Origin of the sequence: Halomonas salinarum (assembly GCF_012062845.1) — a bacterium.
Lineage (GTDB): Bacteria > Pseudomonadota > Gammaproteobacteria > Pseudomonadales > Halomonadaceae > Onishia > Onishia salinarum.
Map to the genome: position 1 here is coordinate 18,993 of NZ_WWNB01000018.1, position 21,224 is coordinate 40,216.

The window sequence follows — 21,224 nt, forward strand, 5'->3', positions numbered from 1 at the left end:
ATGGAACGGTCTGTGCAAATTCTAGCATCTACTGCTGGCGGCGTTCCTCTCCTAGGCTTGTTGTATAGGGGCAAAGGTGCCCTACCTGCCAACAGGAGCCTGATATGAAGAAGATCCAGGGGATTTACGGCGCACCGCATGGCCATTGGGTCGGCGACGGTTTTCCCGTGCGCTCCCTGTTCAGCTATGACCGCATGGGGGCCGAGCACATCAGCCCCTTCCTGCTGCTCGACCATGCCGGTCCCCATACCTTCAAGCCGGCCGAACGGCCTCGAGGTGTAGGGCAGCATCCCCACCGGGGCTTCGAGACGGTGACGCTGGTCTATGCAGGGGAGCTTGAGCACCGCGACTCCTCTGGCAGCGGCGGCAAGATCGGTGAGGGAGACGTGCAGTGGATGACGGCCGGGGCCGGCATCGTCCATGAGGAGTTCCACTCACGGGCTTTCACCGAGCGGGGCGGCAGCCTTGAAATGGTGCAGCTGTGGGTCAACCTGCCAGCTCGTGACAAGGACGTGCCGGCGGCCTACCAGACGCTGCTCGATGCCGAGATTCCCCGCGTGCCGCTGGACGACGAAGCCGGCCAGGTGCGCGTGGTAGCCGGGAGCTATCTTGGACAGGAGGGCCCGGCACGAACCTTCACGCCGATCAATATGTGGGACATTCACCTGAGGGCGGGTCGAGATGCTGTGCTGTCCGTTCCGGAGGGTCATACCACCTTAATGGTGGTGCTGGAGGGCACTGTCCAGGTCAATGGCGAGACCATCGTGCGTGACGAGTCCGTGGTGAGCTTCGAGCATCGCGGCGAAGAAGTGCGTCTCGAGGCCAACAATGAGGCCAAGCTGCTGCTGCTCACCGGCGAGCCCATCGATGAGCCGGTGATAGGCCAAGGGCCCTTCGTGATGAACAGCGTGGAGGAGATCCACCAAGCGTTTGCCGACTTTCAGGGCGGGAAGTACGGCGCCCTTCACGACTAGCGGGAGCACCCGCTGGCGTGCACGCCCGACAGCTTGGCTGCCGGGTCTTTTCAACCTGACGAAAGGAGTACCACCATGTCCTTTACTTACAACCGCTTGGACAAGGATGACGTGGCCCTGCTGATGGTCGACCACCAGGCCGGCCTTCTGTCGCTGGTGCGTGACTTTAGCCCCGATGACTTCAAGAACAACGTGCTGGCGCTGGCGGATATCGCCAAGTTCTTCGATATCCCTACCATCCTCACCACCAGCTTCGAGACCGGCCCCAATGGGCCGATGGTGCCTGAGCTCAAGGAAACCTTCCCCGATGCGCCCTATGTCGCGCGACCGGGACAGATCAATGCCTGGGACAACGAAGAGTTCGTCGCCGCCATCAAGGCCACCGGCAAGAAGCAGCTGCTGATCGCCGGCGTGGTCACCGAGGTCTGCGTGGCCTTTCCGGCACTCTCTGCCCTGGAAGAGGGCTATGAGGTCTTCGTGGTCACCGATGCTTCGGGCACCTTCAATCAGACCACCCGGGACGCCGCCTGGGATCGCATGTCTCAGGCCGGCGCCCAGTTGATGACCTGGTTCGGTGCTGGCTGCGAACTGCATCGTGATTGGCGCAATGACATCGAGGGCTTCGGCGGCTTGCTGGCCGGCCATCTGCCTGCTTACGCTAATCTGATGCAGAGCTACACTCAGCAGAGCCAAGGGTGATCGCAACGGGCTCGGCCCCTCGGCCCCGGGAGCCTTCATTGCCCTATCTATTAACGCCCCGCGGGGTCGAGCCCAATCCATAATATTCAGAGGATATCGCCATGAGCACGCTCGTTGAAGATCGCGACCTGGCCTCGTCCCGCGACTGTCCGGTCGTCGAGGGCAAGCATCTGGTCCAGCGCGTCGTGCCCCGAACCGCCGATGTTGGGGGAATTCCCGTCAACCGTGTGCTGCCTTCGCGGCAGCGCCGCCTGGTGGGGGCCTGGTGCTTCCTCGACCATGCCGGGCCGGCCGTCTTCAAGGGCGACTCCCAAGGCCTGCGCGTCGGTCCCCACCCGCATATCGGCCTGCAGACCTTCACCTGGATGATCGAAGGCGAGGTGCTGCACCGTGACAGCCTGGGCAACGAGCAGGTGATCCGCCCCAGTCAGGTCAACCTGATGACCGCTGGGCGTGGCATCAGCCACACCGAGGAGTCGGTCTCCGGCGAGACGCATCTGCATGCCGCCCAGTTGTGGATCGCCCTGCCGGAGGTCGACCGCCGCACCGATCCGCGCTTCGATCATTATCCCGACTTGCCGTCCTGGGAAGAGCAGGGCGTCGCCTTCACCCTGCTGACCGGCGAGTTCGCCGGCCGGCGAGCGCCGACTCTGGCCTTCTCGCCGCTGGTGGGCTTGGACCTCGTCAGCCGAGAGGCCAGCACCCTGCGGCTTTCGCTGCAGGCAGACTTCGAGTACGGCGTGTTGCCTCTCGAAGGGGAACTTCACATCGAGGGCGATACCTTCCCACCCAACGAGCTGGCCTACCTGGGGCGCGGGCGCGAGGCCGTCACCCTGTCCCTCCCGGCGGGTGGCCGGGCCATCCTGGTCGGCGGCGAGCCGCTGGACGAGGAGATCCTCATCTGGTGGAACTTCGTCGGCCACAGCAAGGCCGAGATCGCCGAGGCGCAGCGGGACTGGGAAGCCGGCAGCGAGCGCTTCGGCAGCATTCCCGATTACGACGGCGAGCCCCTGACACCGCCGCCGTTGCCCTGGCAGGCATAGCGAACGCGCAAGGGTCCCTCACCGCGAAGGACAGCGCATGATCGCGCTTCACTCCGCACCGCCATCGTCGGGCGGCGAGGGCAAGGGCGACCTGTTCTTGAGTGAGACCCGGCGAGCATGTCAGTGGCCGATTGTTAGATAAATGCTGTTACACCTTACCCAGAGAGTTACCCAGAGAGCGCCATGACCGAACCGCCGTTCCTCAAGGTCTACTACGATGCCGTCTGCCCCATCTGTCGCCGCGAACGGAAGCGCTACGAGCGGCTGGCCGGCGGTGCGACGTCGGTGGAATGGGTCGATGTCACCAGCAACGCGGACAGGCTGCGCGAGCGGGGTATCGACCCGCAGGCGGCGCTGCTCTCGCTGCACGTGGAGGATCCCCAGGGCGGGCTCCACGACGGTATCGTTGCCTATATCCTGCTGATGCAGCGCGTGCCGCTGCTCAAACCCCTGGCTTGGTTGCTCGGCCTGCCCGGGCTCAAGGGCGTGCTGGCCTGGGGCTACCGCCATTGGGTCAGGCGGCGCCTGGCCCGGGAGGGGCGCGAGATATAGTCAGATATTGCCTATCGATGCAGACCGCTATCGGGGACATCGAGATCAAAGTGCCCCGGGTCCGAGACTGCAGGCCCCTCCCTCCCATCACCAGGCCAGCCCTTCGGTTTGCCCCCGGAGATCCAGTCGCATGGCGTTGGAAGCGGGCCTACGGGGCAGACCGGGCATCCGCATGACATTGCCGCAGATCACGACGACGAAGCCGGCGCCGGCAGCCAGCTCGGCCTCCCGGATCGGCAAGACATGGCCCGTGGCGAGGCCGGTCAGGCTAGGGTCGGCACCAAAGCTGTATTGGGTCTTGGCGATACACACCGGTAGATGGCCATAGCCAAGCGCCTCGAAATCGTCCAGCTGCCTGCGTGCCTTGGCCTCCAGGCTGATATCCAGGGCCCCGTACAGTTGAGTCGCGACGGCCCTGACCTTGTCTTCCAGGCGGTCATCATCGGCGTAACTCAGAGACAATTCCGCTGGGGCTTGATTGAACATGGCGACTACCTTCTCCGCCAGCGCTTGACTGCCCGCCGAGCCATCACGCCAATGGCTGCTGACGGCCATGTCGACCCCCAGGTGCTCACAGACGTCCCGCAGGACACGGTGCTCCTCGTCCGAATCCTGGTCGAAATGATTGACCGCGACCATCAAGGGCACCCCGAAGCTACGCATATTGTTGACGTGCCGACACAGGTTCTCCGCACCGCGATAGACGGCATCGGGATCCGGCTGGGTCAGCTTGTCCTGCTGGACACCGCCATGCATCTTCAGGGCCCGTATCGTCACCACCATGACCACCGCATCCGGCTTGAGGCCGGTCTGACGACATTTGATATTGAAGAACTTCTCGGCCCCCAGGTCGGCACCGAAGCCGGCCTCTGTCACCACGATATCGGCCAGGGACAAGGCGGTCTTCGTCGCCATCAGCGAGTTGCAGCCGTGGGCGATGTTGGCGAAGGGCCCCCCGTGAATGAAGGCCGGGTTATGTTCCAGCGTCTGTACCAGGTTGGGGGCCAGGGCCTGTTTCAGCAGGACCGCCATGGCCCCGTCGGCCTTCAGGTCCCGAGCCCGCACCGGGCTGCCGTCCCGGCGGCGGGCCACGATGATCTCCCCCAGCCGCCGCTGCAGGTCCGTAAGGTCTGCCGACAGACAGAGAATCGCCATGATCTCCGAGGCGGCGGTGATATCGAAGCCTTCCTCCCGCGGCATGCCTTGCCCCGACCCACTCAAGCCGATGGTCAGGTGCCGCAGGGCGCGGTCACCCATGTCCATGGCCCGTTTCCAGGTCACATGGCGCGGGTCGATTTCCAGCTCGTTGTCCCAATGCAGATGGTTATCCAGTAGCGCGGACAGCAGATTATGGGCGCTGGTGATGGCGTGGAAGTCACCGGTGAAGTGCAGGTTGATGTCTTCCATGGGAATCACCTGCGCTCGACCGCCGCCCGCGGCGCCTCCTTTCATGCCGAAACAGGGCCCTAGGGAGGGTTCACGCAAACAGATCGCGGTCTTGTGGCCGATCCGGTTCAAGCCGTCGCCCAGCCCCACGCTGGTGGTCGTCTTGCCCTCGCCGGCGGGCGTGGGGGTGATGGCGGTCACCAGGACCAGCTTCCCCTGGGGGCGCCCGACCAGGGCGTCGGTGAAGTCGTGAGGCAACTTGGCCTTGTCGTGCCCATAAGGCAGCAGGTGTTCCGGCTCGATGCCCAGCCGAGCGGCCACCTCGGTAATCGGCGAGGGCGTGATCGCACGCGCAATGTCGATATCCGGTGCGCCGGGTGGTGGCAACTTGGCCTCCCGCAGTGGGTCTTGTTGGGGCGCCAACCGCAGTCCTTCACCCCTCAAGGGCTCATCGTCACGCAACGGGATATAGTCGGTCATTTCGCGCCCTCGCTATTAACCACCACCGCCTCAATGATCCACCAACGGTTCCATTGGCCCCTTTGGTTCACTAGACCTTTCCCTCTCCCCCTTGATGCACCGTCAGCCGCTGCGCCTCGACGGAGAATCGTCCCGCTTGCAGGGCCCGGAACCAGGCCGCCGTTTGGAGAGTGCCGCCGAACGGGTAGACGTGCACCCCCAGCCAGGGCCCGGAATGGCGCGCCAGGGCCAGCAGTTGGGCGACCGGTGGCTGGGGGCGCGTCATTTTCCATAGCTTGCCTGGCTGGTTGTGTAACGCCGCAATGGAAGCGCCGACTCCACAGGAGACGGCATACTTCAGGAGCGTGGCCAGCGATGCCGGCCCCGGCAGGCCGACCCGCACCGGGACGCGAATCCCCTGGCGCTGGAGACGGGCCGACCAGTCGATCAGCGGCTGGGCATCGAAGGTAAACTGGGTGACCATCCAGAGGTCGGTGCCGGTCGCCTCGGCGTACGCCACCTTGCTGGCAAGGGCCTGGTCCAAGGCCTCGCGATCGGCATGGGAGTGGCCCTCCGGGTGCCCGGCGATGCCCAGGCGGGTCAGGCCATGGGCCGCGGGGGGGCAATCGTCCAACAACATCAAGGTGTCCCGATAGGGCCCCGCGACCGTCGTGGTGCCGCCGGCGATCAACAGTGCCGCCTCCACACCGGCTGCGGCCAGCCGGCCATACCAGCGTTCCAGGGTGGCGCGGTCGGGCACGCTGCGGGCCACGATATGCGGGACCGGTACCATGCCCTCCGCCCGCAACCGTTCGGCCGTCGCGATCACCGGCTCATAGGGGTGCTCCGGCAAGTGCGTCACGTAGACCTGGGTCCCCGGCCTCAGCAGCTCAGAGAAATCTGCGATCTGCGCCGCGCCCTTCGGTGTCACCTCGAGGGACCAGTCGGCACACAGGCGTTGCACCAAGCGCGCGAGGTCGCACGCAGGCACCTCTCCGCCGATGGCCTCACTGTCGCTTGTCGCCCCGGCGATGTCGCTCCCGGTGCTCTCTCGAGCGGGAGCGTCATCGGCCGCCGCCGGGGAGGCTTTGCCGGAACACGGCGGGATATCATGCTGGGTCATGCGCTCACCCTCCCCGTTAGGCGGCCCCGTTAGGCGGCCGGTACCCCTGGGCACGTCTCTGTGGCGCAGACGTGCCCCGACGTCGCCATGGCTAGGACAGGCACCTAGCTGGAGGCATCGTCTCCCCGCGCCAGGGCCCTCTCACGGGCATTGAGATTGACCGACTGCCGGAACGGCATCGGGACGATCTCGGCATCGACGGGCACCCCGATCTGGTCGGCATACTGATCCGGTAGCCAGACCTTGAGCCGCGTGCCGACGGCCTGCATCTCGACCGGGACATAGCCCATGGCGATGTTGGTGCCCAGCTCGGGGGAGTACCAGGGCGAGGTCACATAGCCGACCGGAGCCCCCGCATCCTCGGCGGATATCAGCCAGAAGTCCGGTGCATAGTCGTCGATTGGTCGCCCGCCGAGCACCATCCCGACCAGGATGTTCTTGAAGGGATAGCGCCCCTGATCGAGCTCGGCCCGCACCTTTTCCAGGGCGGTGCGGCCAATGTAGTCGGACGCCTTCTGACGAGGGACCTGGTAGCCCAGGTTGCACTGGAAGGGCAGGACCTCCTGGTCGACGTCCTGCCCCCAGGAGAGGATGCCGGCGGCAATCCGCCGGTGATGGGCGGGCGCGATGACTTTCAGGTTGTATTTTTCCCCGGCCGCCAAGACGGCATTCCACATCTCATCGGGGTAGAGGGTGGCGTTCTTGAGGTAGATCTCATAGCCCTTCTCGCCGGTAAAGCCGGTCTGGGAAATGATGACGTCCCGACCGGCGACCTGGGCTTCCATCAGCCCGTAGTAAGGGATCTCACGTACCGACTCGCCGACGAGGTCCGCCATCAGGTCCTCTGACTTGGGTCCCTGGATCTGCACCGGTGCCACGTCGATCTCACCGATGCTGACGTTGAACCCCAGGCCGACATTGACGCCGCGCAGCCACAGCTCGAGATCGCTGTCGGAGAGGGAGAACCAGAATTCATCTTCCGCGGGACGCAACAGCACCGGGTCGTTCAGCACCCCCCCGTCCTCGTTGCAAAGGACCACATACTTGCCGCGCATCGGCTGGATCTGCGAGGCATTGCGGGTGATGACGTAGTCGACGAACTTCTCCGCATCCGGCCCCTTGACCTGGATCTGGCGTTCGACCGCGACATTCCAGAGGGTGACATGATTGATCAGGGCATCGTATTCCACCATGGCGCCGCCATCTTCCGGACGCACATAGCCGCGGGGGTGGTACATGCGGTTATAGACCGTCGCCCGCCAGCAACCGGCCTCACAGGATAGATGCCAATAGGGTGACTTGCGGACGCGGGTGGAGATCAGCATCTCCACCGGCGTGGGCCCCGACTGGCGGAGATTGATCGGCACCCGGCGGTCATGCTGATCGACGGTAAGGCATTGATCGGTGCGGAAGTCGGCAATGCCCGCCTGAGAGGTGAAGGTGTCGGTAGAAGTGGATGCCATGATTAAGCCCCCCATAATGCCTGAAGAATACAGGCTCGAATTCAGCGTGGAACGCGAATCGCACCCGCGACATCCTGATTACGACATCTGTGTATTCAGCAAAGACGCCTTGTTCTAAGGATGTGTGGAATCGCAATGAAAGGAAGGCGCCACGGTCCGCCGAGTCGCACCGTTACGTCTCCCTCGCCTTGGAGGATCCAGGGACACTGACCGGGGGCGTGCAGTCGACAGGCCAGGGCCTAGGTCGCAGCATTGGGTAGCTGGCCTGACCCTTCTGGAAGTGCCATGAGCGCCGGCTCAGACCGCTTGAGCGCCAACTGGCCTACTTCCACTTGATGTTGCAGCCAACCGACGGCATCTGATCCGGACCTGGAGTCTCGCCCGAGAGCACTGCATCGGCGGCCGCTCGCAGGTCCTTGCCGGTTGCAGGCAGATCCTTGCTGGGGCGGCTGGCATCGAACTGGCCACGGTAGGCCAGCCGATGATGCTGGTCGAACAGGAAAAAGTCCGGTGTGCAGGAGGCGCCGAAGGCGCGGGCAGTCTTTTGGGTCTCGTCGACCAGGTAAGGGAAGGTATAATCGCGCCGGCGCGCCTCTTCGATCATCCGCTCGGGGCTGTCCTCGGGATAGGCCGTGAAGTCGTTGCTGTTGATAGCGACAATGGCCAGGCCATGGTCGCGGTATTCCTTGGCGAAGTCGGAGAATGCATAGGCGATGTGCTTCACAAAGGGGCAGTGATTGCAGATGAAGGCCACCAGCAATGGCGTTTCCAGATACTGCTCGCTGCTGAATGGTTGACCGTGGGCATCCTTGAGATGAAAAGCTGGCATGGGGCTGCCCACTGCGACCATTTTCGATGGAGTCAGTGACATGGCCGTTCACCCTCCTGATTCGTGCATGAATGCAATGATGCGCCATGTCTCGCAGCCTAGCAGACCCATATCTGGTGAAGATATCGAGAGATTTTCGTCAACGGCGCGTGATCAGTCGACGACTAGGCAGCCAGGTAGGCTCTCGCGAAGTGAGTGGGGGATGATGCCCAGGTCTGTGAACGTGCCGACCTGGGGATTGACGATGTTGTCCTGTGCCATCAGCACCAGTTGGTCGTGGGTCAGCGGCGGGCTGGGCAGGGGCGAGAGTAGCGTGGTCAGCACGCGCCACACTGGCCAGGGCACCGGCACCAGCGGGTGCTCGCGGCGCAGGTGCGCCATCACTAGCGAGAGGATGTCGCGATAGCGCATCACGTTCTCGCCGCCCAGCTCGAAGAGCCGCCAGGCCGGTGGTCGCGGCCCCATCACCTTCTCCACGGCGCGGGCCACATCCTTCACATGCACCGGCTGCAGGCGTGTCTCGCCGTGGCCGAACAGCGGGATCGCCGGCAGACGGGTGAGTTTTTCTAGCGTCGACAGGAAGGCATCGCCGGGGCCAAACAGTACGCTGGGCCGCAGTAGGGTGGCCTTGGGGAAAGCACTGAGTACCGCCGCCTCGCCACGGGCGCGGGCGCTGACGTAACGAGAGGACGACTGCTCATCCACGCCGATGCCGGAGATATGCACCAGCCGGGTGATGCTGGCCTCGCGAGCGAGCCGGGCCACGCGCTCGGCGCCCTCGACATGGATCGTATCGAAGGTCAGCCGCCGTGACTCGACGTACAGGCTCACCGCATTCACCGCGCCGCTGGCACCTACCAGCGCCTGAGTGACGCTTGCCTCGTCGCGGATATCGGCGCTGACCAGGCTCAGCGGGTCTCCATCGGCCACGTTATCGGGCCAACGGGGTGTTCGGGCCGCGATGCGAACGCCGTGGCCGGCCTCCAGAAGCTCCCGCACGATGGCTCGGCCGAGAAAGCCGGTGCCGCCGAATACTGTGATCAGGCCGTCGGTCATGGTACCCCTTTCATTCGGCGCTGGGTCAGTCCATTAAGTCGAGTAGCCGCTCAACAGCCAGCAGCAGTTGGCGACGCGGCTGGGCACCTTCGAGGATACCGGCATGCTCATCGTTCAACGAAAAGCGCAGGCCGGGTACGCCCTGGATGCCCAGTGCCTGTGCGGCTTGTTGGTCAGCCAGTACCTGCTCGCGATAGCGCCTTTCGGCAAGCGCCTGCTCGAGCGAGGTGCCATCGAGCGTTAGCCCCTCGGCTACGTTGACCAGCGCCACCGGGTCCGCCAGGTCCAGGCTGTCCTCGAAGAAGCCGCGAAACAGCGCCGAGCGCAGGGTGTCGGCCATTGCAGGGTCGCTATGCTGTGCCCAGGCCATTGCCTCATGGGCAAGACGCGAGCGAGGTTGGATACGCGGCAGGCGCAGCGTCATGCCGCGCTCTTCGGCCATGGGGTATACGGCGCGGTTCCAGATGTCATGCAGGTAGTCGCCGTCCGGCTCCAGCGTCGGTGCAGGTTCCGGGCGCAGCTCGAAGGCTCGCCAGCGAATCCCGACCGCCTCGCCGAAGCGCGCCTTCAGCGCCGCCAGCTCGGGCTCTTCCAGATAGCAGAAGGGGCAGACGAAGTCGCTGAACACGTCAATGGTGATGCGCGCTGTGCTCATGGAATGCCTCATCGGAAAATATTGAACACCATAGCTCGCTAGTTTCTCCCAGCCAAATGAATGACGGCCGTCGCTCTGGGTACTTTGCTGCGGAGTGCCAGTGGCAAGGTGGCAGTGGACCCCGGGTTTTACTCGTCATATGCCGCGTTGACCGCCTTATGCGGCTGAAATAAGATCGTCATCTTTTTTCGCCGCTCGCCGCCTCGCACCCAGCCATTCGATGTGGTTGGCCTCCTAGGACAAGGACAAGCCGGGAATGACGATTGGCTTCAAGATACCGGTGTCCCATTGGTGACAAGGACAGGTTGTGACGTATTGTATTCCAGAGGTTTCTGAGCAAGCGAGCCTGGAGCTCGATGACTCTCTGCGCATCGGGCGGGGCAACAAGCGTGACTGTTATATTCATCCCGATGATGACGGCCAGTGCATCAAGGTGGCCCGTCACCTGGATCGCTGGGAAGAGTGCCAGGAACAGAGCATCGTCGAGTGGTACTACATCAACCACCTCAAGGCGCGCTGCGTGCCACTGACCCATTTGATCGATTGCTATGGCTGGGTGAATACACAGTACGGCCCGGGATTGGCCATGGAGCGCATCCAGGAAGACAGCGGTGTGTCGGCGTTGACGCTGCGTCAGGCTCTACAGCAAGGTCGCTTGAATCGCTTTCAAGTCCAGGGAATGTTGGATGAGCTAAAGACATGGGTGACGAAGTACGCCATTGTTATCGCGGACCTGAATACCGATAACCTGATGGTTCGAAACAATGAAGATGGCGCCATTTTCGTGATGGTGGATGGGTTTGGCAGTCGCAAGGCGGATTGGAAATTCACCCTTTATCAGCGTTGTCTGCCTTTTTCACGCTTGAAAACCAAGCGCCAATGGGAGCGCCAGGAAGTTACCCTATTCCAGACAGTCGATGAAATACTGGCGTGAACCTCGACTGAATCACCGCTGATATTGTCAAGTCTGCCTAGCTCAATCAGTGCGTGAATGATCCCTTCCATCTGGCGAAAGCCGCGTAGGCCCCGAGGCTTGCTTGCCTCTCTTGCCGGTACTATCTGATGACGAGTCCGGGCGTTCGCTGGCCTATAGTGGAGTCATGCGGTTTCCACTAACGTTCACAACCGCCTTGGCTGTCGTGAGACCCGGCCGAGTAACGGCGGTGATGTTGCCGCCGAGATTACGCCGCCAGTGATCGCGTCAGAGGTGAGCGTTCACCTCAGTTAAGCCTGAAACAGCCATAACATGACGTCGAACCCATCTCGTTTGTTTGCCCGGCCCTGATGGAGGGAATCGATGATGCGCCCCCCAAGTAAAGACGCCGTATCTGGCAGCACCGAAAACACCCAGGACATTGGCGATACGCTTGCGCCGTTGCTGGTGCGCCGGGTCGGCATCGATACCTACCGCGAGAATGTGGCCTATCTGCATCGGGACTGCGCGCATTATCGTGCAGAGGGCTTCCAGGCGCTGTCGAAGGTCGAGGTGCGCGCCAACGGTCATCGCATCCTGGCAAGCCTCAACGTCGTCGATGACCCTGGCATCGTCGCCTGTCACCAGCTCGGCCTCTCCGAGGATGCCTTCCAGGCGCTTGGCGAAGAGGAGGGGCGTCCGGTCAGCATCTCCCAGGCCGAGCCACCGGCCTCGATTCCGGCCTTGCATCGCAAGATCGCGGGTGAGCGCCTGTCACGCCAGGATTACCACCACATCATTCGCGACATCGCCGAGCTGCGCTATTCGAAGATCGAGTTAACCGCCTTTCTGGTAGCCTGCAGCCAGGGCGAGCTCGACCGCGAGGAAGTCTTCTATCTGAGCGATGCCATGAGCCGGGTCGGGCGGCGACTTGACTGGCGAGAGCAGCCGGTGGTCGACAAGCACTGCATCGGCGGCATTCCCGGTAACCGCACTTCGATGCTGGTGGTGCCGATCGTGGCGGCGCATGGTCTCTTGTGCCCCAAGACCTCCTCGCGTGCCATTACCTCACCCTCGGGCACCGCCGATACCATGGAAGTGCTGGCAAGGGTAGATCTGCCCTTTGACGAGCTCGGCGAAATCGTGCGTATTCATCGCGGCTGCCTGGCCTGGGGCGGTACCAGCGAGCTGTCACCGGCCGATGACGTACTGATCGCTGTCGAACGACCGCTGTACCTGGACTCCCCAGGGCAGATGGTGGCCTCGATCCTGTCCAAGAAGGTGGCGGCCGGATCGACGCACCTGCTGCTTGATATTCCGGTGGGGCCACACGCCAAGGTGCGCACCATGGCCGAGGCCCGGCGCCTGCGTAAGCTGTTCGAGTTCGTGGCCGGGCGCATGGGGCTGGTGCTGGACGTGGTGGTCACCGATGGCAGTCAGCCGATCGGGCGGGGTATCGGCCCGGTGCTCGAGGCCCGCGATGTGATGCGCGTGCTCACGCATCATCCCGAGGCGCCCAATGACCTTAGACAGAAGGCACTGCGCCTGGCGGGGCGGATGCTGGAGTTCAATCCCGATGTGCGTGGCGGCGATGGCTTCGGCATCGCCCGGGATATCCTCGATTCCGGTCGGGCGCTGGAGAAGATGCAAGCAATCATGCGTGCCCAGGGCGAGCGGCCGTTCGATCCGGAGCATCCGCCTCTGGCAGCTCATAGTTTTGAGGTAACTGCCCCGGAGAGCGGCGTGGTGACGGCTATCGATAACCTCAAGCTGGCCCGCATCGCGCGACTGGCCGGGGCCCCGCGGCCCGCCGGGGCAGGGGTCGACCTGCTTAAGCGCATCGGCGATTCGGTAGAGGCTGGCGAAACGCTTTATCGCGTCTATGCGGCCTACCAGGCCGAGCTTGCCTTCGCCCACCAGTCCTGCGAGCGGGACAACGGCTTCAGCATCGGCCGTGCGGATGAGATCACCAGGCTAAACGTGGAGTTCTGATGGATACCCAGCTGGTTTATTTCAAGGATGAAGCGACGCCGGCGTTGCGCCTGGCCGAGACGGCCGGGCTCGCTGCGAGCGTCATCCAGCGCCACGACTTTCCCGATCAGGAGCTGATGCTGACCCTGGTGGCGTCGCTGCAGGATGCCGTGCCGCGTACGCTGGTGGTGTATCGTAGCCTCGATCGGCCCAACGACAAGCTGGTGGAGCTGATGCTGGTCGCCGGTCATGCCCGTTGCCTTGGCGTGACGCGGCTGGTGCTGGTGGCGCCTTACCTCGCTTATATGCGCCAGGATATCGCCTTCCACCCCGGCGAGATCGTCAGTCAACCGTTGATCGGCGCCTTTCTCGGCGAGCTGTTCGATGCGGTGATCACCGTCGACCCCCACCTGCATCGCATCTCACGCCTCGAGGACGTGATGCCGAGAGTGCAGACGCTGACGCTCTCCGGGGCGCCACGGCTCGCAGAGCTGATCGAGGAGAAGCGCCGCAACCCCATCCTGATGGGGCCGGATGCCGAATCGGTCCAATGGGTCGAGGTGGCGGCCGCCGCCACCGGCTTCGATCATGGGGTGTGCCACAAGGTGCGCCACGGCGATACCCGGGTCGATATCGCGCTGCCGGCTATCGACCTGCGCGGTCGCGAGGTGGTGCTGATGGACGATATCGCCAGTTCAGGACACACCCTGGCCCGTGCAGCCGAGGCGGTGTTAATGGCGGGGGCCGACTCGGTGGATGTGGCGGTGACCCATGCGCTGTTTGCCGGTGACGCCCTCGAGGTGATGCGCCGAGCCGGCATCAACGAAGTGTGGAGCACCGATTGCATCGCTCATCCCAGCAACGCCGTGGCCATGGCGCCGACCCTTGGTCAGGCGCTGGAACAGATGCTGGGTGGGTCTGAAGAGGGCGCCTGACGAGGGCGCGGCGCGATAAGCGAGAAAGCCGCCCGGGGCCTAAGCATGGGGTGAGGAGAGCCCCTTACTCCCCGTTGAGGGTGGCGAGAATCCGCCGTGAGCCGCCCTGGTCGCGATGCTCACCGAGCCACACGCCCTGCCAGGTGCCCAGCGCCAGACGCCCATTGCGGATCGCGAGCGTCATCTGGGTGCCGAACAGGCTGGCGCCGATATGGCCGGGCATGTCACGCATACGGCTGAGATGGACGCCGTATGGACGCCTGTACTTCCCATGGTTACTGGAAGAAGGGCTTTCCTGGCTGTCCATGTTGACTCCTTGGCGTATGGACACCTCACTCACGATTTTGTCCATATCTCTGTCACTCACCATGCGCAGTAATGACGATGCGCCGGCTGCCGCCATGATTGCGATGCTCGCATAGATAGATACCTTGCCAGGTGCCCATATTCATTCGCCCATTAGAGATAGGAATCTGAACACTGGGACCCAGAATGCTGCTTTTTAAGTGTGCTGGAAGGTCGTCACTCCCTTCAAATACGTGTTGGTAATAAGGTTCATCTTCAGGCACTGCACGATTAAAGAAGCTTTCGAAGTCGTTTCGTACAGTCGGGTCTGCATTTTCGTTAATCGTCAATGAAGCTGAAGTATGCTTTATAAAAACACTCAGTAAGCCAGTTTTTATATTCTTTATGTCGTCGATAGCCTGTGCAACCTCATCGGTGATCAGGTGAAAGCCACGAGAACGCGGCTTCAAAGTAATTTCTTTCTGTATCCACATAACTCATCTCCTATTTTCGAAGTGGAACAACTGTCTTTAGGCTTTCAATCTCTTTCTCAAGCTGAGCAAGTCTTTCCATAAGCATCAGCTCACGATTGAGAGCTTGATGGTAGAGTTCACGGTAGTTGTTCTTTGCACTTTTCTCAGCTTTCAGTCGGTTGTCAATCGATTGATATGGGTGATTTATGTTAGTAGCCGCATCGTCAATAGCTTCGATCAGCTCAGAAAAAGAAGCACGAGACTTCTTGATAGACCCTCGCTTTCGACCAGCCTCAAGTGCAACAGTATCTTTGTTAATGGGGCTGCTCTTGGGAACCTTGACCGGCGTATTGGAACGCAGTCTACTTAACGCTTCCCAATAATCGCTCAATGCACTCATTGCTCACCTGCCTTGCTCATGACGCGCTCTTTGTATTCGAGGAGATGGCGAAGTTCCTCCTTTTCTGTGCGAAACTCCACGCTATCAGGAGCGGTGTCTTCCAGCTCGACAACAAACAATTTCTGCCTGGCTATGACACGATCAAGCTTGCTCTTTTTGATTACTGACCTAGAGCACGTTAGGCAGGAGGTCATCGAACGAAGCAGCTTCTGGTCACAGGGAGCAACCGTAGTGCAGGCACCCAATGGTGTTTGAGTATACGCGATTTCACCCTTTTTGAACTGTTTTATTAGCTCCTCCCTGCTATCCGAAAAGACCAGTTTTTTGTTACTGCTAGGTTTGTTTCGATCGATAAAGGTGCCATGAGCCCCATACAGAGGCTCACTGGAACTCAGAACGTCACTAATGTAGGCAATGGCGTCTGCTTCTGGTTTTTCCCGTTTGATAAGCTGAGCAATGTGCTCTTGGCCAGTGGCGTTATAGTTTTGGTTGCTGGATTGAGAGTAGTAGATAGTCATTTCTCTACTAACGTGCTTTAGCTGCCTTTTGAGCGAGGGGAGAGAAACTAGAGCCGATTGCGCGACATAGAATGAAAGCGAACGTCTGAACTGGTGGATCGTAAATCGCCATATGCTGTCCACTGCAAAGGCTTTCTCACTTTCCCAGGCACGAAAAGGATTTATTTTATCAAGCTCATTGAGGTCGTCTTCAGTAACTCTGAATGCATCTTGATCAAGAAGGTTGTAGATTTCATGAGATTTGCTTGAAGCATCACCCATGATTATGTTGATAGCATCATAGTCAACCCGAGTGAAAAGCGAAAGATACCCAGTTGATATGAATAATGGAGTTTCTTGATAAGGTAGCTTTATCTTTTGCGAAACGAGCCTGGCGAGCATGTCGGCTATCTCGTAAGCTCTTTCTGCTTCTTGGCTGGTGATCCAGCTAACAGCCTTTTTTTGACCCACAAATTTACTGGTTGTCCCTAAAAGCTTGTAAGTGCCATTGGATACTGTCAGCGAATTAGTTGGAAGGCTCAGTGATTCGGAGCTTCGCATTCCTGTGTAGATATGTAGAACAATGCGAGCGCCATGCTGAATTCGCGTAAGAAAAGTTGACAGAGAAGGCATGTTTTTAACTTTGTACTTGACTAGGTACTCCCAGATGCCGTGTTCTTGCGCAGCTTCCTTGAAAAAAGGTTTGAAATCTTTTTTGCCATAGCCAATCTTTGTTTGTAAAGCTGGAGAGCGTGCATAACGGTCACAGTCAAGGATTGACTCAATGAACCTTTGCAGCTGGTCTTTGATCTCATGGAGATCTTCAAAGAAATCATCCAGCTGCCGTATCAGTTCTGAGTAAATTCTGTTGGGGATCACCGGATGCTGGTTGTCTTCGCCCAAGCTGTGTAGTCTTCTCTTTACCGTCTCGAACTTGAAATTGGATAATATTTTATACTCTGATGCTGCGCTTGGTAGCGTGATTAGGTGAGATAACATGGAAGATAGACCAGCAAGAAGGCTTCTCGTTGTAATCTTGCCCACAAATTTGGTTAGTTCGTCTTCCGCCTGAAGCACTTCTTTGATAGTTAGCCCATGGTTCTCACAGTATTTGGCCAGACTTCTGACTGCTTTGAAATATGTCATCGTGGTGCTGATGCTGATACCCGATGCTCGCCCAGAATCTACCATAAATAATAAGAGGAACATCAGCCATTTGACTTCTTCTTTTGTGCTGTTGCTGAAGATTTTGAAATTGAATCTTGCATTGCCAGTGTTGCCACTCAGGCGATAGGGTCTAAAATCCCATACGTCATCTGAATAGATAGATAGTGTTTTGCCCTCAAGAGTCTTTGATACAACAAAATCAGGAAGAGGGCGTTGGCCCACTTCATTTGGAGTAAATGGGGCAGGCGCACTGGCGATGTCCTGGGCCAGTGATGAAAAGTTTGGGTAGTAGGCCTGTGCTTTCATCATATTAACTCCAGGTCATCCATAAGTTTAAGCTTCTTGGCCCAGTATTTAGACAACAACTCTTCGTCTTTTATTGAGCTTTGTATTTCTTGTGCATCAACTTTGGAGAGCTTGCCCGATGCCTCTATCTGTGAAGCTATGCTGTTGATGGCATCTACGACCGGTTGAAGCATTTCCTCGAAGTGATGGTCATTGAAAGCTAAATGCTTTGATTGCTCAAGTATGTATTTGAGGCTTAAGATTTTTCTGTAATCTATAGTGTCTGCGTGAACACGGAAGTTTTTGCAAAATAAACACCCTTCCGGTGTTTTACAGTCTGGCTGGATATGTGAGCTTGAAGAGGGGGTGGGTGAGTGAAGCTCGACACACTGCCCTGTGGCGATAGAGTTGGTAGGCTTTTCATTGGAGATTATGGTATCGTTTTTAAACTTGGTGAAAAAGTCCGTCAGCTCTTTGCTGGCTTGCTGGTCAGAGCCTTCAGAATAATGCTTTATCACCGTCTCCGGTGTGTTCTGTAATAGCGTAGCGGTGGTGCTTAAGTCAGCTTTTTCAAGTAGCCAGTTACTCTTGTGGGCTCGCCACATGCGAGTTGTTATTTTGGTTTTGAAGTCGAAGCATATTTCAAGCCTTCGATGGAAGTCCGTTGATAGGTTCATGGATAGAGGGTAGATATCTTTCCCGTTGAAGGAGAAGAAAAGATAGTTAAAGCTTTCCCTTCCGGTTCCTTTGATCAAGTGATCTCGCAACCTTAATGCTTTCTTGAAAAGGTTGAGAAACCTAGCCTCAATGTAGAATTCAACCGGTCTTGCGCCTGCCCTATACTTGATTGATCGAAACCCCTGTCGATCGATGCCGACCTGGTAGTCGTCTGACCACTCTAAGGAGGCGAACTGTCCGAGGCTCATACCCGTGCTGGAAGAAAATAGCATCATGAAAGCCTGAAAGGCCATTGATGCGGCCCTCATCCTATGGATGCTGTATCCATCATTATTGGCTTTATCGATTCTTTTTAATGCTCTATTTCTAGCAACCTTTGCATTTTGTGCTTGGGAGCGGTGCTGTGTCATTTTTCGTGCTATTTCTTCAGCGCCGAATATCGTTCCATTGATATAGTCGTAAGCTTTATAGTTTTTCCCATTCTGAGTTTTTTTCTCGATATTTGAGGGGCCCGCAAATGGCATCTGAGTAGGAAAAAACCAATAGTAGCCATGTTCAAATTCTAGTCTCTTAGGGAAGCGCTCAAAGTCAATGACAAAGTCACACAGTTGGTGGAATAATGATGTGTAGAACTTTAGTGCCGATCGTGCTTGTTTTTGCTCAGGTGTTTCAGTTATGTTAACCGCTCTAAATGAGCGACTAATTTTTCTAACACCTCTGAAAAGATCACCATAACGATCAGAGTAGATATTTCTACCAGCAGTGAAGAGCACTAGCTGAAGAGTGGCGGCGGTATTGATGTTCATCTGACTCTTTCGTACAAGGTCAATTAAATAATCTGTGAATACCCCAACTGCATCGATATAATGCTTTTGGGAGTCCAGGCCTTGCACGTAGCTATCGTCACACCAGTTAACAAAGCGTTGAAATTGACCGACTGATGTTTTGAGGCTGGCTGGTGATTTGCCTAGTCGTATATGCTGACTGAGATAGTCAAGGTAGTTTGTGATAAAAGTCCTTCGACCCGTACGGTAACTGTCCGTATCCACTAGGTTGATAACACTTTCCTCCCTTGTATTATCTCCACTTTTGCGTCTGCGGACTGAATAACACCAGGAGCCAACGTCCATCGGGAATTTGTAACCGGGAATGTAGACACGAACCAAGTGCGGGGCAATCAGGGTAAGCTTGCCTTGCGTATCGAAGGGGAGGTCCGAAAGTTTATATACTGTAGTGTTGCGCTCCATCCAGGCCATAGACTCACTCTTCCTTAATAATTCGTTCCAAGAAGGATTCAAACTCGCTTTGCAGGTGGCTAGCGACCTTGAATTTCTTCCGGTAATTCAAGTAGCCCTCAGTTGTGCTGAGTTGGCTATGACCCATTCGCTCACGCACGTACATCAATGCCTGAAAGAACTCGGGCCGCTGTTCATCGGTAGCGTGTCTTTCGCTATGTTGATCAAACAGGCTCTCCACAAGATTCATGCCGAAACTGGCGCGGAGGTCGTGGAATCGAAAGGTGAAATCATGGCCATGCTGATTCAGGTTTGGCATCAGTTGTTGATGCATGAACTGAGTCACAGCATTACCGCGTGGCGGAGAGCGATATAGAAACGCAAAAGGGTCATTTGTGGCCATGTAGTAAGGCTGACCTGCTCGGGTCAGAAAAAGGTACTGCTCATCAACCTCCGGATAGGTGTGCTGACTTTTCGCCACCCGTTGCAATCTGCGCAGTGACTGGCTGTATATCTGGAGCCTGGTGTAGAGCCAGACTGGCACAAGCAGCGTCATTTGCTTGCCATACTTGGTGTTGACCAATGTGCCATGCCCGACCTTGATTCGCTTCGATACGGTGCCGTCACGTGGTGGTGAGGCCACATGCTTCGAGCGAAGCGTGAAGACGGTTTGCAGTCGGGCGCCTGTCGTCAAGGCGAGCAGGAACGTCAGTGTCATCTCGGTATTGCCAATGCGCTTGAGTGCTTCGACTAAGGCTATCTGCTCGTCTTTCGGCAGCGGCCGCAGTTTGCCGCCGTCTTCCAGGTATTCGCTGAAATCGTTACTTTGTCGCGCTATGCGGAACGATCGGGTCAAGTCAGTGCTCTTGACCTGCTTCTGGTGCTGGAGGCCTTTCGCATCCTTGAAGCTTAGGTGCGTGTCACTCTCGACCCATAGGGGGTGGGGGAAACGAACACCATCATGCTCCAGCCAGCGATAAAAATTCTGCACTGTACTCATGCGGCGTTTGGCCGTGCTGGCTTTGATGTTTTGAAAGCCCACGAGATCATGCAGGTAAGCGCAGTAGCGATAGGTCGGGCGCGCACGAGGGCGTCCGGGGACGTTGAGGAAATCAATATCGTCATCGAGCTGCCACTGGCGAAAATGAGCGAGGTCGCCAGCGATAGACTCCAAGGTGCGATGGCTGATCGGCGAGATGTCAGCTAGCCGGCTCAAGAGGTAGCGGTTGGCCTCTTGCCAGGGGCTACCGTCCGGATCTAGCACCACTGGGTAGTGATAGCAGTTGTCCCGGAAATGGCTTGGAAGGCGCTCCGCCCAGAAGGGCCGCCCATCACGGGGGGAACACTGCCATGCCTCTGGGCAGGGTCTCTGGGAGACGGACGGCTGGTAACAGTCCAGCTTGCGCAGTACCTCAACGCGCACCTGTGTCGGTGAAGCCTTCACTACCATGTACCTTTTTATTGCATCAATGGCGATGAGACGAAAATAGCTTGACAGGAGTGAGAAGGCAAACCAGTATTCTGCATCATTGACGATGAAACGAGATCAATATGCAGCTGGGCGACCTAGCAAGTATCCAGGCGGGCTACCCGTTCCGGGGCAAGATTGCCGATGTCCCGAAAGGGGGGGCTCTAGTGGTGCAAATGCGAGACATCGCGGATGGCAGCATCGACTGGGCTTCTTGTACCCGCACTGTACTCGCCGGCAAGCGAGCGCCGAATTGGCTCAAGCCGGGCGACCTGCTTGTGGCTGCCCGAGGCAGTCACTACTACGCAATCGAGGTGGATTCTCAGGCCGAGGATTACTGCGTGGCGGCGCCGCATTTCTACGTGGTGAAAGCCCAGTTGGAGCAGATCCTCCCCCGATACCTTTGTTGGCTGATCAACCAGCGTCCTTGCCAGCGCTTCCTGGAGCAGAACGCCGAAGGTAGCCTGACCAAGAGCATCCGGCGTCGTGTACTGGAATCGCTGCCCATTACCGTTCCCCCGCTCAAGCGGCAGCATCAGTGGGTCGGGCTGATCGATACGCTGTCGCAGGAGCGCAGGCTGCTGCATGAACAACTGGCCGCTAATTCGGCGCTGCAGTCGGCACTGGCCGCCGATCTGCTGGGCCATCAGGATGAATGCAACCCATGACAGGACATGA

19 protein-coding genes and 1 pseudogene are annotated in these 21,224 nt (G+C 58.7%); 8 read left to right on the forward strand and 12 right to left on the reverse strand.

Annotation, left to right across the window (positions count from 1 at the left end):
* The first annotated feature begins 104 nt into the window (after positions 1 to 104).
* From HF027_RS12355 to HF027_RS12370, 4 genes are all read left to right on the forward strand, one after another.
* Positions 105 to 974, forward strand: a complete 870-nt coding sequence (locus tag HF027_RS12355) for a pirin family protein (RefSeq protein ID WP_168016108.1) — start codon at positions 105 to 107, stop codon at positions 972 to 974.
* A 75-nt stretch (positions 975 to 1,049) separates the two neighbouring features.
* Positions 1,050 to 1,673: an isochorismate family cysteine hydrolase YcaC gene (gene ycaC / locus HF027_RS12360; protein WP_168016110.1), complete on the forward strand. Its 624-nt coding sequence runs from the start codon at positions 1,050 to 1,052 to the stop codon at positions 1,671 to 1,673.
* 101 nt (positions 1,674 to 1,774) lie between these two features.
* Positions 1,775 to 2,716 carry a pirin family protein gene (locus HF027_RS12365; RefSeq protein WP_168016112.1) on the forward strand — a complete coding sequence of 314 codons (942 nt, stop codon included), beginning with the start codon at positions 1,775 to 1,777 and terminating at the stop codon, positions 2,714 to 2,716.
* 183 nt (positions 2,717 to 2,899) lie between these two features.
* Positions 2,900 to 3,268, forward strand: a complete 369-nt coding sequence (locus HF027_RS12370) for a thiol-disulfide oxidoreductase DCC family protein (protein WP_168016114.1) — start codon at positions 2,900 to 2,902, stop codon at positions 3,266 to 3,268.
* An 87-nt stretch (positions 3,269 to 3,355) separates the two neighbouring features.
* On the opposite strand, the gene HF027_RS12375 is transcribed toward HF027_RS12370, so the two are convergent.
* The 6 genes from HF027_RS12375 to HF027_RS12400 all read right to left on the reverse strand — a co-directional run bounded on the left by HF027_RS12375 (position 3,356) and on the right by HF027_RS12400 (position 10,239).
* Positions 3,356 to 5,134: a formate--tetrahydrofolate ligase gene (locus HF027_RS12375; protein ID WP_168016116.1), complete on the reverse strand. Its 1,779-nt coding sequence runs from the start codon at positions 5,132 to 5,134 to the stop codon at positions 3,356 to 3,358.
* Positions 5,135 to 5,204: 70 nt separating this feature from the next.
* Positions 5,205 to 6,236, reverse strand: a complete 1,032-nt coding sequence (locus tag HF027_RS12380) for a methylenetetrahydrofolate reductase (RefSeq protein WP_168016118.1) — start codon at positions 6,234 to 6,236, stop codon at positions 5,205 to 5,207.
* Positions 6,237 to 6,340: 104 nt separating this feature from the next.
* The gene (locus HF027_RS12385) at positions 6,341 to 7,699 is read right to left on the reverse strand and encodes a glycine cleavage T C-terminal barrel domain-containing protein (protein ID WP_168016120.1); all 1,359 of its coding nucleotides are present in this window, start codon (positions 7,697 to 7,699) and stop codon (positions 6,341 to 6,343) included.
* Between the two features lie 322 nt (positions 7,700 to 8,021).
* Positions 8,022 to 8,570: a thioredoxin family protein gene (locus HF027_RS12390; protein ID WP_168016122.1), complete on the reverse strand. Its 549-nt coding sequence runs from the start codon at positions 8,568 to 8,570 to the stop codon at positions 8,022 to 8,024.
* 111 nt (positions 8,571 to 8,681) lie between these two features.
* A complete protein-coding gene (locus HF027_RS12395; protein ID WP_168016124.1) occupies positions 8,682 to 9,584 on the reverse strand; it encodes a complex I NDUFA9 subunit family protein in 903 nt (300 codons plus the stop codon).
* A gap of 25 nt (positions 9,585 to 9,609) precedes the next feature.
* Positions 9,610 to 10,239: a DsbA family oxidoreductase gene (locus HF027_RS12400; RefSeq protein WP_168016126.1), complete on the reverse strand. Its 630-nt coding sequence runs from the start codon at positions 10,237 to 10,239 to the stop codon at positions 9,610 to 9,612.
* Positions 10,240 to 10,546: 307 nt separating this feature from the next.
* Between HF027_RS12400 and HF027_RS12405 the strand changes: the two genes are divergently transcribed.
* The 3 genes from HF027_RS12405 to HF027_RS12415 all read left to right on the forward strand — a co-directional run bounded on the left by HF027_RS12405 (position 10,547) and on the right by HF027_RS12415 (position 14,058).
* The gene (locus HF027_RS12405) at positions 10,547 to 11,173 is read left to right on the forward strand and encodes a YrbL family protein (RefSeq protein WP_168016128.1); all 627 of its coding nucleotides are present in this window, start codon (positions 10,547 to 10,549) and stop codon (positions 11,171 to 11,173) included.
* 363 nt (positions 11,174 to 11,536) lie between these two features.
* Positions 11,537 to 13,144, forward strand: a complete 1,608-nt coding sequence (locus HF027_RS12410; RefSeq protein ID WP_245184790.1) for a thymidine phosphorylase family protein — start codon at positions 11,537 to 11,539, stop codon at positions 13,142 to 13,144.
* On the forward strand, positions 13,144 to 14,058 hold the full coding sequence (locus HF027_RS12415; RefSeq protein WP_168016130.1) for a ribose-phosphate diphosphokinase: 915 nt from the start codon (positions 13,144 to 13,146) through the stop codon (positions 14,056 to 14,058). Before HF027_RS12410 ends, HF027_RS12415 begins: the two co-directional genes overlap by 1 nt.
* A gap of 64 nt (positions 14,059 to 14,122) precedes the next feature.
* On the opposite strand, the pseudogene HF027_RS15875 reads toward HF027_RS12415, so the two are convergent.
* The 6 genes and pseudogenes from HF027_RS15875 to HF027_RS12445 form a co-directional block, all read right to left on the reverse strand.
* Positions 14,123 to 14,314: pseudogene (locus HF027_RS15875) on the reverse strand (YjbQ family protein); the annotation flags it as partial.
* Positions 14,315 to 14,417: 103 nt separating this feature from the next.
* The gene (locus HF027_RS12425; protein ID WP_168016132.1) at positions 14,418 to 14,837 is read right to left on the reverse strand and encodes a secondary thiamine-phosphate synthase enzyme YjbQ; all 420 of its coding nucleotides are present in this window, start codon (positions 14,835 to 14,837) and stop codon (positions 14,418 to 14,420) included.
* Between the two features lie 10 nt (positions 14,838 to 14,847).
* Positions 14,848 to 15,216: a hypothetical protein gene (locus tag HF027_RS12430; protein WP_168016134.1), complete on the reverse strand. Its 369-nt coding sequence runs from the start codon at positions 15,214 to 15,216 to the stop codon at positions 14,848 to 14,850.
* Entirely contained in the window at positions 15,213 to 17,189 is a 1,977-nt protein-coding gene (locus HF027_RS12435; RefSeq protein WP_168016136.1) for a hypothetical protein, read from the reverse strand. The genes HF027_RS12430 and HF027_RS12435 overlap by 4 nt, the downstream gene beginning before the upstream one ends.
* On the reverse strand, positions 17,186 to 19,099 hold the full coding sequence (locus HF027_RS12440) for a hypothetical protein (RefSeq protein ID WP_168016138.1): 1,914 nt from the start codon (positions 19,097 to 19,099) through the stop codon (positions 17,186 to 17,188). The genes HF027_RS12435 and HF027_RS12440 overlap by 4 nt, the downstream gene beginning before the upstream one ends.
* A 4-nt stretch (positions 19,100 to 19,103) precedes the next feature.
* The gene (locus HF027_RS12445) at positions 19,104 to 20,522 is read right to left on the reverse strand and encodes a site-specific integrase (protein WP_168016140.1); all 1,419 of its coding nucleotides are present in this window, start codon (positions 20,520 to 20,522) and stop codon (positions 19,104 to 19,106) included.
* Between the two features lie 107 nt (positions 20,523 to 20,629).
* On the opposite strand from HF027_RS12445, the gene HF027_RS12450 reads away from it, so the two are divergent.
* Positions 20,630 to 21,214, forward strand: coding sequence for a restriction endonuclease subunit S (locus tag HF027_RS12450; protein WP_168016142.1), 585 nt, complete (start codon positions 20,630 to 20,632; stop codon positions 21,212 to 21,214).
* Positions 21,215 to 21,224 lie beyond the last annotated feature (10 nt).